Here is a 12,038-nt window from a genome sequence, read left to right on the forward strand (position 1 = left end):
CGGCCGCTAGTGCGCGATGGCGCCGTCGGCACCGACCCCGGTGAGCGAGCGGACCTGCATTTCGGCGTTGAGTGCCGGATCGCCGCGCTCCGCCGAGGTGAGCGTGCCGACGATCCCCAGCAGGAACGCCAGCGGAATCGACACCAGACCGGGATTCTGCAACGGGAACCAGTGGAAATCCGCCCCGGGAATCATCGAGGTCTTGCTTCCCGATACCGCCGGGGAGAACACGATCAGGATGATCGACGACGCCAGTCCGCCGTACATGCTCCACAGTGCGCCCCGGGTGTTGAACCGGCGCCAGTACAACGAGTACAGGATCGTGGGCAGGTTCGCCGACGCCGCGACGGCGAAGGCCAGCGCAACCAAGAACGCGATGTTCTGGCCGTTGGCCAGGATCCCCAGGATGATGCCGAGGATGCCGAGGACGACGACGGTGATGCGCGAGACACGGACCTGTTCCTCGCCGCTGCAGTACCCGCGCTTGATGACGCTGGCGTAGATATCATGCGCAAACGACGCCGACGCCGTGATCGCGAGTCCGGCCACCACGGCCAGGATGGTCGCAAACGCGACGGCGGAAATGACGCCGAGTAGCACGGTGCCGCCGAGTTCCAGCGCCAGCAGCGGCGCCGCCGCATTCTCCTTGCCGGCGGCGGCGAGGATCTTGTCCGGGCCGACGAGAGCGGCCGCACCGTAGCCCAGGATCAGCGTGAACACATAGAAGGCGCCGATCAGGACGATGGCCCACACGACGGAGCGGCGAGCCTCTTTGGCGGTCGGGACGGTATAGAAGCGCATCAGCACGTGCGGCAGGCCCGCGGTGCCGAGAACGAGCGCGATCGCCAGCGAGAGGAAGTCGACCTTGGTCATCATCGTGGCGCCGTACTTGGCGCCGGGTGCCATCACGTCGCGGGCGGCGACTGTCTTGTCGGCCGACCCGGCGATAGCGGACTGCGCCTGGCCGATCAGGTCCGAGACGTTCAGACCCACCTTGGCGAGCACGATGATCGTCATGACGGCCGCGCCGGTGATCAGGAGAACGGCTTTGATGATCTGCACCCAGGTGGTGCCCTTCATGCCGCCGATGAGGACGTAGATGATCATCAGCACGCCGACCACCGCGATCACGATCGACTGGCCGGTCCGCGATGAGATGTCGAGGAGCAGCGCCACGAGCCCACCGGCCCCGGCCATCTGCGCGAGCAGATAGAACAGCGAGACGGTGAGCGTCGAGATCGCCGCGGCGGTGCGGACGGGACGCTGCTGGAGCCGGAAGCTCAGGACGTCGGCCATGGTGAAGCGGCCGGTGTTGCGCAAGAGTTCGGCGACCAGCAGCAGGGCCACGAGCCAGGCGACGAGGAAGCCGATCGAGTATAGGAAGCCGTCGTACCCGTACAGGGCGATGGCGCCCGCGATGCCGAGAAAGCTTGCCGCAGAAAGATAGTCGCCGGCGATGGCGATGCCGTTCTGCGGTCCGGAGAACGAGCTGCCACCGGTGAAGAACTGCGATGCGGACTTGTTGTTACCGCTGACGCGGATCACCACGAAGAGCGTGATCGCCACGAAGGCAACGAAGATCGAGATGTTGACGATTGGGTTGCCGACGCCCGAAGCGGCGACGAAGTCGGTGGTCACTGCACGTCTCCTGAGTGGTCGTAGACGCCGTCGGCGAAGTTCTTTCGGACGATCTCGGCGGCCGGGTCGAGCTTGCGATCGGCGAAGCGGACGTAGAGCCCGGTGATGGCGAACGTGGTGACGAACTGCAAGAGCCCCAGCACGAGGCCGACGTTGATGTTCCCCCACACCTGCTTGGCCATGAAGTCGTGCGCAAATGCGCCAAGCAGGGCATAGGTCGCATACCAGATGACGAAGAATGCGGTCATCGGAAAGATGAATCGATACAGCGTGGTTCGCAGGGCGTTGAACTCGGGACTGGCGGCTGCCAAAAGGAACTCGGCACCGGTCGGCGCGGGTGCTTTCGGCTGATGATCGGGTGTGGTCATTTTCCTACCTCCTACCGGTAGCAGCCAATCACAACCGAGCGGCCCGCGGGTAGGATTCCGGCCGTGACCAACCACGGAGCTTTCGCAACCGGAATCGCCACCCTCACCGACGACGACACCGTCCTAGACGCGTGGTTCCCCGAGCCCGAGATCGGCGTCGCCCCGGCCTCGGGAACCGCCCTGCTCGCCGACGCGGACACTCCCGCCGACCTTGCCCGACTCATCGGTTCCGACGCCGACCGCGGCGTCCGGACAATCGCGGTCCGAACCGCCATCGCCGACCTCTCGTCACCCCCGGTCGACGCCTACGACGTCTACTTGCGCCTGCACCTGCTGAGCCACCGCCTGGTCGCGCCACACGGGCTCAACCTCGACGGACAGTTCGGCATTCTGAGCAATGTCGTGTGGACCAATTTCGGCCCCTGCCGGGTCGATGGGTTCGAACAGGTCCGCGCCCGGCTCCGCGCACGCGGCGCGGTCACCGTCTACTCCATCGACAAGTTCCCGCGCATGGTCGATTACGTCATTCCCGCCGGGGTGCGCATCGGTGATGCCGCCCGCGTCCGCCTCGGCGCCCATCTCGCCGAGGGCACGACCGTGATGCATGAGGGCTTCGTCAACTTCAACGCCGGCACGCTCGGCAACTCGATGGTCGAGGGCCGGATCTCCGCCGGCGTCGTGGTCGGCGAGGGATCCGACATCGGCGGCGGAGCCTCGACGATGGGCACCCTGTCCGGTGGCGGCAAAGAAATCATCGCGCTGGGCAAGCGCTGCCTGCTCGGCGCGAACTCGGGCTGCGGTATCCCGCTCGGCGACGACTGTGTGATCGAGGCGGGCCTGTACATCACCGCCGGCACCAAGGTCGTCGGCCCGGACGGCACCGAGGTCAAGGCACGCGACCTTGCCGGGGCCTCGAACATCCTGTTTCGCCGCAACAGCACCACCGGTGTCGTGGAGGTGGTGCCGTGGAAGGGCGACGGCATCGCCCTCAACGAGGCGCTGCACAAACACAACTGAGGGCGCCCGCCAGATCGCCGTCTCCCCCGCCTCCGGCAGATCCTGGAGACCTATCCGCGTAAGCGGCGCGCAGCCTGCGCGATCTGCTCGTCGGAGGCGGTCAGGGCGATCCGCACATGCGTCGCACCCGCGGGCCCGTAGAAGTCGCCGGGCGCGGCCAGGATGCCGCGCTGCGCCAGCCAATGGTGGGTGACCCGCGCATCCTCGTCCCGCGTCGCCCACAGGTACAGGCCCGCCGCGGAATCGTCGACCCGCAGGCCCGCCTCGATCACCGCCGGCTTGAGGACCGCGCGGCGCGCCCGGTACCGGTCCGCTTGTTCGCCGACATGCCGATCATCGTTCAGCGCCGCGGTCATCGCGGCCTGGATCGGGAACGGGACCATCAGACCGGAATGCTTGCGCACGGCGAGCAATTCCGCGATCAGACCGGCGTCACCGGCGAAGAACCCCGCGCGATACGAGGCGAGATTGGAGATCTTGGACAGGGAGTGAACCGCGATGAGCCCGGTGACGTCGCCATCGCAGACTCGGGGGTCGAGAACCGAGACGGGTTCCACCTCCCACCCCAAGCCGAGATAGCACTCGTCGGAGACGACGACGGCACCCCGGTCGCGGGCCCATGCCAGCACCGCGCGCATCTGCTCGACGCCCATGACCGCACCGGTCGGGTTCGACGGCGAGTTGAGGAACACCACCGCCGCGTCGGGTCGATCAGCGGTACCCGAATCATCGGCGCGCACAACAGCGGCACCGGCGAGGATCGCACTCACCTCGTAGGTCGGATAGGCGACCTTCGGGATGACGACCGCGTCGCCGCCCCCCAGCCCGAGTTGCGTGCAGAGCCCGGCGATGGCCTCCTTCGTCCCGATGACCGGCAAGACCTGATCGTCGCCGAGACCGACGGCGCCGTACCTCCGGACCAGGGCCGCCGCCGCGGCCGCACGCAACTCGGGGGTGCCCGCAGTCGTCGGGTAGCCGGGAAACCCGGCGGCCGCATCGAGGGCGGCGCGGATCAGCGGGTCGACCTGGTCGACGGGCGTTCCGACCGATAGGTCCACCAGCCCGTCCGGATGGGCCGCCGCGGTGGCGCGGGCACCCGCGATCGTGTCCCAGGGAAAGTCCGGCAACGACGCACTGACCCGGTCCCGGCGGCTGATCACCAGAGCTACGCTTCTTCGCCCATGGGCGGCAGCGCCTTGATGAACGGCGGGTCGTAGTCGACTTTGCCGACCTTGCTCGCCCCCCCGGGCGACCCGAGGTCGTCGAAGAAGTCGACGTTGGCCGCGGTGTACGGCACCCACTCGTCAGGGACGTCGTCCTCGTAGAAGATGGCCTCGACCGGGCACACCGGCTCGCACGCACCACAGTCGACGCATTCGTCGGGCTGGATGTAGAGCATCCGGCCACCCTCGTAGATACAGTCCACCGGGCATTCCTCGACACACGCCCGGTCCAGGACGTCCACACAGGGCTCGGCGATGATGTAGGTCACCACAGTCTCCTTAACGCCGGCAACGAGGCCGGAAACGGTCATCGGCGCACACGGCAAGGGCTGGGCCGCGGCGCCTGGATTGGCTGAAGTCTTCGACCCCCCGATTATCGGTCATGGGCGATGGCCAGCGAAATCGGGGCGCCACCCCGATGGTGCAGGTCACCCTCTCCCGCGTCGATCCGGCCGTAGACCGTGGTTCGCTGCCGGGCCGTCCGGCCGATGCCCGAGGCGATGTCGTGCAGTTCGGCGACCGTCTTCTCCGAACCGTGCATCGAGCCGGCCATCCGGGAGATGGTCTCCTCCATCAATGTGCCGCCGAGATCGTTGGCCCCGCCGCTCAGCATTGCGCGCGTACCGTCGACGCCGAGTTTGACCCAGCTCGTCTGGATGTTGTCGATCCGGCCGTACAGCATCACGCGGGCCAGCGCGTGCACGGCCCGATTGTCCCGCTGGGTCGGTCCCGGCCGCGACGCGCCGGCCAGATATAACGGCGAACTCTGGTGGACAAACGGCAGCGGCACGAACTCGGTGAATCCTCCGGTATCGTCCTGGATTGACCGCAGGATGTTGAGGTGGCCCACCCAGTGGCGCGGCGCATCGACGTGGCCGTACATCATCGTCGAACTGGACCGCAGCCCTACCTGGTGCGCCGTGGTGATCACGTCAATCCAGGTGGCGGTCGGGAGCTTGCCCTTCGTCAGGACCCAGCGAACCTCGTCGTCGAGGATTTCCGCCGCCGTGCCGGGGATCGTGTCCAGGCCGGCCTCGCGCAACGCGACGAGCCAGTCGCGCACCGTTTGGCCCCCGCGCGACGCTCCGTTGACGACTTCCATCGGACTGAAAGCATGGACGTGCATCGACGGCACGCGCGCCTTGACCGCGCGCACGAGGTCGGCGTAGCCGGTGACCGGCAGTTCTGGGTCGATCCCGCCCTGCATGCACACCTCGGTGGCGCCGGCGACATGTGCTTCCCACGCACGGTCGGCCACCTCCTGTGCCGACAGGGTGAACGCGTCGGCGTCCCCCTTGCGCTGGGCGAACGCACAGAACCGGCAGCCGGTGTAGCAGATATTGGTGAAGTTGATGTTCCGGTTGACCACGTAGGTCACCTCGGGTCCGACGACATCGGCCCGGATTGAGTCGGCCAGCGCCACCAGCGCTTCCAGATCGTCGCCCTCGGCAGTCGCCAGCGCCAGGTAGTCGCCGTCGCTGCACCGCGCCGGGTCGGACTCGGCGTGGCGCAGCGCAGTCGCAACCTCCGAAGACAACCGGCTCGGCGCACCGGACTCGGCGTCGGCCAGTGCGCGCACCTGCCCGCGTACCGTGTCCCAATCGCCGAATGCCGACCCCAGATCACTGCGCGTCTGCGTGCGCCGGCCCCCAACGTCGATCTCGGTGTTCAGGTCGACGCGGCCGGTCGACGCCCATTCCTCGTCGGGTTCCTGCCACGGCAGGCCCGTGGGCATCGCGCCCGCCGCCGCCAACCCGGTCGCCGGATCGGCCAGCGCGCGCACATGCCCGGCCACCCGCGGGTCGATCCACGGCGAACCGGCGAGGACATACGGCGGTTGCGCGGTGAGCCGCTCGACCAGGGTGAAGCCGCTCGCCGCGGTGATATCGGCGAGGGCATCGAGGTTGGGCCACGGTCGTTCCGGGTTGACGTGGTCGGGGGTCAGCGGAGACACCCCGCCCCAGTCATCGATACCGGCAGCGATCAAATCGGCACACTCGGCGGCGCTGACCAGGTTCGGCGGTGCCTGCACTCGCATGGCCGGGCCCATGATCAGACGCGTGACGGCGATGGCGGCGCGATACTGCGCCAGGTCCGCGTCGGGCACCGCGCGCATCGCCGTGTCGGGCTTGGCCCGGAAGTTCTGCACGATGACTTCCTGGATGTGCCCAAAGGCCTTGTGGCTGGCGCGAATCGCCAGGATGGATTCGGCGCGTTCTAGGCGGGTCTCACCGATTCCGACAAGAATCCCAGTGGTGAACGGCACCGACAGCCGTCCCGCGTCGGTCAGGACCGCCAGGCGCACCGCCGGATCCTTATCGGGGCTGCCGTAGTGCGGCTGCCCCTTCTCGGTGAAGAGCCGGCGCGAGGTGGTTTCCAGCATCATGCCCATCGACGGTGCGACGGGTTTGAGGCGTGCGATTTCCTCCCAAGACATGACGCCGGGGTTCAGGTGCGGCAGGAGGCCGGTGTCCTCCAGCACGCGGATCGCCGCAGCTCGCACGTATTGCAGAGTCGAATCGTAGCCACGCGCATCGAGCCATTCGGCGGCCTGTGGCCATCGCTGCTCGGGTCGGTCCCCAAGGGTGAAGAGCGCCTCTTTGCAGCCGAGCGCGGCCCCGGCCCGGGCGATCTCGAGCACCTCGTCGATCTCGGCGAACATGCCCGTGCCCGCCGCCTCGAGCCGGCCGGGCACGGTGACGAACGTGCAGTAGTGGCAGCGGTCCCGACACAGGTGCGTCAGCGGGATGAACACCTTGCGCGAGTAGGCGATCTGTCGATCACGACCGGCCGCGGCCAGCCCGGCGTCGCGCACCCGCGCCGCCGAAGCGGCCAGATCGGCCAAGTCGTCGCCGGTGGCGGCCAGGAGGACCGCGGCCTCGTCGGCGTTGAGGGTCGCACCGTCACGGGCGCGCCGCAGCGCCCGGCGCATCGCCGCCGCAGAAGGGATTTCGTCACTCACCTTCCCGATAGTAGACGCGGCCCGCCAAGCGCCTCCGCCGCTACCGACCGCCGTCGGCCGGACCAATCCCGCGGCGTGCGGCGGCGTCGATCCGCCGACGGGTACCGGTGAACCACGCGACCGCGGCCGGCGCGCCGATTCCGGCGAGGACCAGGCCCGCCACCCGCCAGTCCGACAGGAAGAGCACATCGCCACCCGGACCACCGCCCAGGCCCAGGACGACGACCAGTCCCCAACCGAAGACGGGCAACCAGTTCATCGGTGGGCCGGCGTAGGCCGATGCCAGCCAGACGAGGGTGGCGTTCCCGACGGCGGCGATCAGGATTCCGGCCGGCGCGGCAACCATGCCGATGTAGGGGTTGAGGAAGGCGACCGACATGATCCCGACCACCAGACCGTCGACGGAGAGCAGCACCAGCAGCCCGATATCACCACGGGCGCGATTCATCGGACTCCCTCGAACAGATCGGTCTCTCGCCCCGACCCGGGCGCGTCGACGCGCCGGTAGTACTCGACGGTGCCGATTGGTTGCACGATATTGTTGGACAGGGCGTATTCGGTTGCCGACGGCGCAACGGTGACCTGGGTGGCGTGTGCGGCAAGTGCCGCGACCTTGCGGCCACGTACCGCGCTGACATCGATCTGCGCGGTGATCTCGTCGTCGGGATAGCTGGGCAGTTCCCCGGGACCGGGCAAGCGCCAGCCCGCCGGGACACGATCGGCCGCCGCCGCCAGGCCGGCGCGCAGCGCGGTGGCCGCCGTGATCGACTCGTAGACTTTGACCGCCCGGCCGGTCTCACCGGTGTAGCGTGCGAGCGCCGCGGCACACGCCTCGTGCACCCGCCGGTGGTCGGGATGTCCGTAGGTGCCCGCGGCGTCGTAGGTGATGACGACGTGCGGATCGAAGGCCCGCAGTTCGCCGATCAGCGCTTCGACGACGTCGGTGAGTGGCGCCTGCACCAGGGCGCGCGGATTGCGCGACGCAGGCGAGCCCGCCATCCCCGAGTCGCGCCACCGGCCGGCGCCGCCGAGGAAGCGCGGGGCGAGCGGTTCGGAGCCATCGGGGCTGAGTGCGGCGAGCGCCGCGGCCAGCTCCCCGATCCGGAATCCGCCGAGCTGATCGGCGCCGCCGTCGGCGGCCAGGCCGGCCCACTGTGGGCCGATGACCTCACCCTCCTCGCCGAGGGTGAACGTCACGACTGCCACATCGACCCCGGCTGCCAGGTAGTGGGCGATCGTGCCCCCGGTCATGAGGGTTTCGTCGTCGGGGTGCGCGTGCACCAGCAGGAGTCGACGCGACGGTGGGCCACCGGTCATTGCGGCAGTGCCCAGCGCGGCGCCCCGGCAAAGATCGATGTCTGCACCGGCCCGGTCAGCGGCACGCCGAGGACCTCGTCGGTGACGACAACGAGGCCGGCGTCCTGGTAGATCGGCAGGTAGATCGCCGCCTGCGCCAACTGGCCTTCGGCCTCGTCGAGCAGTGGGGCGGGATCGGCGGCCGAGACCGCCTGGCGGGCGAGGTCGATCAACGGCGCGTCACACAGACCGGAGATATTGCTGATGAAGTCCGCCGGCGCGGCGGGCTCTCCCGGCCGTGTGCTCTCCCCGGACCCAGCACCGTTCTTCTTGGGCTGGTCGCAATCAACCAGTGAGGCAAACGCGGTGGCCGGCGCGATGCTGCCGTCGGACCAGCCGACCACCACATCGACCCGGGCACCGGTCAACGCCGAGGAGTAGAGCTCACTGTTGGCCAGCTTGACCACCGAGGCAGCCACCCCGTGGGCGCGCAGCTGGTCGGTGATCGACGACGCGGCGGCCACGGTGCGCGGATCGGTTGCCACCGCCCCGACGCGGACCTCGAGCGGGAGGCCGTCCTTGACCACCGGCTCGACGCCGGCCGGGATCGCCTCGACCCGCGGTGTCGGCGCCGGTCTCGACGATTCGGCGGTCGCTGAGCCCGGTACCTGCCCACTGGGCACGCTGCGCGGCCGCGGCGGCGGTGCGGCCCGACGGTATCCCGCCGTCGCGAGCAGCGACTCGACGGCGTCAGCATTGGGCCGTGGCCGCTCCGGGCTGAAATAGCCCGGATCCGACGGGACGTAGACGGTGTTGGCGAACGGTGCCACATCGTCATCGCCGGTCGCGGCGTAACGGACGATCCGCGCGTCGAGCATGCCGAGGATCGCCGCTCGCGCCGCCTGCCCGCGCATCGCCGCCGCGCGGGTGTTCACGTGGATGGCGAGTACGCGCGACTCGAGGTTGCGTCGCACCACGGTTCCTGGGATGGCCCCCAACAGCTGCTCCTGCGCCGGGCCGGCACTGAGGATCCCCAGCGCCGAATCACCGGTCCGGATCGACTCGACGGTCTGCGACTGGGTGCCCGGCCGGCGGAAGACAATCTGGTCGAGCTTGGCCGGCTCACGCCAGAACCGGTCGTTGCGCACCAGGCGCACCTCGTCGCGCGCCAAATCGATGCCCACTATTGCGAACGGACCACCCGAAACCGGCTTTCCCGAGTCCATCCCGGTTTGGAATCCGGTCGGCAGCGCCCGCAGCACATGGCTGGGCAGCAGGGACCGGAACAGCTCGCGCCACTGCGGGTACTCCTGGGCGAAGGTGACCGTGACGGTCTTGCCCCCGCCGCCGGTCTGCACGGATTCGATCAGCCGATACCCGGCCGGCGACACGGCATTCGGTTGATGCGACATCTGCTGCCAGAGGTAGGCGAAGTCATCGCCGGTGATCGGCAAACCGTCAGACCACTGCGCGTTGGTCTGGATCCGGTAGGTCACCGTGAAGGGAGCGACGGAGGTGACCTGGGCCGAGGTCAGCAGCGAATCCGACATGCGCCATATCTGTTCGCCGTCGGGGCCCGGCCCGGGGTCGAACGCGCTCGGCAGGGTGAGCGTCCCGATGGCCGTGGTCACCGGCGATTGATCGGCGGCCAGGTGCGGATTGAACCCGGCACCGATCGCATCGGTGGCGACATGGATGGTCTTCTCGGTCGGATACTCCGCCTGCACCGGCGCCGGCGCGCTCGGTTGCACGGGCGGGGGCGGCGAGGCCGTGCATCCCGCGACGAACAGCACCGCGGCCGACACCAGCACCAACAACCCCTTGCGCACCGCGGCCTCCCTCTCCGGTCCCCCGGCCCACTGCTCGTCCACCCGCCGAGGGTGCTACACGTTCGCGTCGCGCGCCTTGGCCCGCGACCGTTCGCGGGCCCGGGTCGTCGCGTCGAGATGAACCTTACGCACCCGCACGATCTCCGGAGTGACCTCGACGCACTCGTCCACCGCGCAGAACTCCATCGCACCCTCGAGGTCGAGTTGCATCGGCTTGGCGAGCGTCTCCATCACGTCCGCCGAGGACTGACGCATGTTGGTCAGCTTCTTTTCGCGGGTCACGTTGATGTCGAGGTCCTCCAGGCGCGGGTTGATGCCGACCACATGGCCCTCGTAGGTGTCATCGCCGGGATCGACGAAGAAGGTGCCGCGATCGGCGAGCTGGATCATCGCGTACGGCGTCACCGTCCCCTGGCGGTCGCTGACCAGCGAGCCGCTGTGGCGGGCACGGATCTCGCCGGCCCATGGCGCGTACCCGTCGAACACCGCGTTCGCGATGCCGGTGCCGCGCGTTTCGGTCAGGAAATCAGTCCGGAAACCGATCAGCCCGCGGCTGGGAACGATGAACTCCATCCGCACCCATCCGTGGGCATTGGTGGCCATATGGTCCATCCGGCCCTTACGGGCGGCGAGCAGCTGCGTCACCGCGCCCAAGAACTCCTCGGGCACGTCGATGGTGAGGTGCTCGAACGGCTCGTGCAGCTTGCCGTCGACCTGCCGGGTCACGACCTGCGGCTTGCCGACGGTGAGCTCGAAGCCCTCGCGGCGCATCTGCTCGACGAGGATCGCCAGGGCCAATTCGCCACGGCCCTGCACCTCCCAGGCGTCGGGACGGCCGATGTCGACGACGCGCAGCGACACGTTGCCGATGAGCTCGGTATCGAGGCGCGTCTTGACCATGCGCGCCGTCAGCTTGTGCCCGGAGACCCGGCCGGCCAACGGTGACGAGTTCGTGCCGATGGTCACCGAGATCGCCGGTTCGTCAACGGTGATCCGCGGCAGCGGCTGCGGGTTCTCGGGGTCGGCGAGGGTGTCGCCGATCATGATCGTCGGCATGCCGGCGACCGCGACGATATCGCCGGCAACCGCCTGTTCGGCGGGCTGCCGGTCGACACCGACGGTGGCGAGCAGCTCGGTGATCTTGGCCTTCTCGATGACGGGTTCACCGTCAACCTCGCGACACCAGGACACCTGCTGCCCCTTGCGCAGCGTTCCGTTGTGAATACGCACCAGCGCCAGGCGGCCGAGGAAGGCCGAGGCGTCGAGGTTGGTGACGTGTGCCTGCAGCGGCGCGTCGGGATCGCCCTTGGGTGCGGGCACGTGTTCCATCAGGACGTCGAAGAACGGGTCGAGGTTGTCGCCGTCGGGCACCGAACCGTCGGCCGGCTTGTTCATCGACGCCACGCCGGCGCGACCCGACGCGTAGAGCACCGGCAGATCGAGTGCGAGTTCGGCGGCCTGGCTCGCCTCTTCGTCCTCGAGATCTCCGGCCAGGTCGAGCAGCAGATCTTGCGCCTCGTTCACGACCTCGTCGATGCGGGCGTCGGGACGATCGGTCTTGTTCACGACCAGGATCACCGGCAGTGCGGCCGCGAGGGCCTTGCGCATGACGAACCGGGTCTGCGGTAGCGGGCCCTCGGATGCATCGACCAACAGGACGACGCCGTCGACCATCGACAGGCCGCGCTCCACCTCGCCGCCGAAG

The 12,038-nt window shown here is 68.7% G+C and carries 10 protein-coding genes; 1 reads left to right on the plus strand and 9 read right to left on the minus strand.

The features are described from left to right. Positions 1–6: 6 nt before the first annotated feature. Both B4M62_RS05720 and B4M62_RS05725 read right to left on the minus strand, forming a co-directional pair. The gene (locus B4M62_RS05720; RefSeq protein ID WP_290706013.1) at positions 7–1,638 is read right to left on the minus strand and encodes a solute symporter family protein; all 1,632 of its coding nucleotides are present in this window, start codon (positions 1,636–1,638) and stop codon (positions 7–9) included. Then, complete coding sequence (locus B4M62_RS05725) at positions 1,635–2,006, minus strand: DUF485 domain-containing protein (protein ID WP_290706014.1); 372 nt, start codon at positions 2,004–2,006, stop codon at positions 1,635–1,637. Before B4M62_RS05725 ends, B4M62_RS05720 begins: the two co-directional genes overlap by 4 nt. A 63-nt stretch (positions 2,007–2,069) precedes the next feature. On the opposite strand from B4M62_RS05725, the gene dapD reads away from it, so the two are divergent. After that, positions 2,070–3,023 (plus strand): 2,3,4,5-tetrahydropyridine-2,6-dicarboxylate N-succinyltransferase, encoded by a 954-nt coding sequence (gene dapD / locus B4M62_RS05730; RefSeq protein WP_290706015.1) that lies wholly within the window; start codon positions 2,070–2,072, stop codon positions 3,021–3,023. 50 nt (positions 3,024–3,073) lie between these two features. Here the strand turns inward: dapD and dapC are convergent, their stop codons facing one another. The 7 genes from dapC to B4M62_RS05765 form a co-directional block, all read right to left on the minus strand. Further along, positions 3,074–4,183 carry a succinyldiaminopimelate transaminase gene (dapC, locus tag B4M62_RS05735; protein ID WP_290706016.1) on the minus strand — a complete coding sequence of 370 codons (1,110 nt, stop codon included), beginning with the start codon at positions 4,181–4,183 and terminating at the stop codon, positions 3,074–3,076. A 5-nt stretch (positions 4,184–4,188) separates the two neighbouring features. Next, a complete protein-coding gene (fdxA, locus tag B4M62_RS05740) occupies positions 4,189–4,515 on the minus strand; it encodes a ferredoxin (RefSeq protein ID WP_290706049.1) in 327 nt (108 codons plus the stop codon). 104 nt (positions 4,516–4,619) lie between these two features. Further along, positions 4,620–7,208 carry a bifunctional FO biosynthesis protein CofGH gene (locus B4M62_RS05745; protein ID WP_344716911.1) on the minus strand — a complete coding sequence of 863 codons (2,589 nt, stop codon included), beginning with the start codon at positions 7,206–7,208 and terminating at the stop codon, positions 4,620–4,622. 40 nt (positions 7,209–7,248) lie between these two features. Beyond that, on the minus strand, positions 7,249–7,656 hold the full coding sequence (locus B4M62_RS05750; protein ID WP_290706017.1) for a facilitated glucose transporter: 408 nt from the start codon (positions 7,654–7,656) through the stop codon (positions 7,249–7,251). After that, on the minus strand, positions 7,653–8,525 hold the full coding sequence (mshB, locus tag B4M62_RS05755; protein ID WP_290706018.1) for an N-acetyl-1-D-myo-inositol-2-amino-2-deoxy-alpha-D-glucopyranoside deacetylase: 873 nt from the start codon (positions 8,523–8,525) through the stop codon (positions 7,653–7,655). The genes B4M62_RS05750 and mshB overlap by 4 nt, the downstream gene beginning before the upstream one ends. Continuing rightward, positions 8,522–10,375: an ABC transporter family substrate-binding protein gene (locus B4M62_RS05760; protein ID WP_290706019.1), complete on the minus strand. Its 1,854-nt coding sequence runs from the start codon at positions 10,373–10,375 to the stop codon at positions 8,522–8,524. Before B4M62_RS05760 ends, mshB begins: the two co-directional genes overlap by 4 nt. A gap of 12 nt (positions 10,376–10,387) precedes the next feature. Continuing rightward, positions 10,388–12,038, minus strand: a 1,651-nt coding sequence (locus B4M62_RS05765; protein ID WP_290706020.1) for a GTP-binding protein, incomplete at its 5' end; no start/stop codon positions are given.

Origin of the sequence: Gordonia sp. UBA5067 (assembly GCF_002414845.1) — a bacterium.
GTDB classification, from domain to species: Bacteria; Actinomycetota; Actinomycetes; order Mycobacteriales; family Mycobacteriaceae; genus Gordonia; species Gordonia defluvii.

Coding starts and splice junctions, on each gene's coding strand:
- B4M62_RS05725 (WP_290706014.1), bottom strand. CDS start 2,006: ATGACCACACCCGATCATCAGCCGAAAGCACCCGCGCCGACCGGTGCC.
- B4M62_RS05750 (WP_290706017.1), bottom strand. CDS start 7,656: ATGAATCGCGCCCGTGGTGATATCGGGCTGCTGGTGCTGCTCTCCGTC.
- mshB (WP_290706018.1), bottom strand. CDS start 8,525: ATGACCGGTGGCCCACCGTCGCGTCGACTCCTGCTGGTGCACGCGCAC.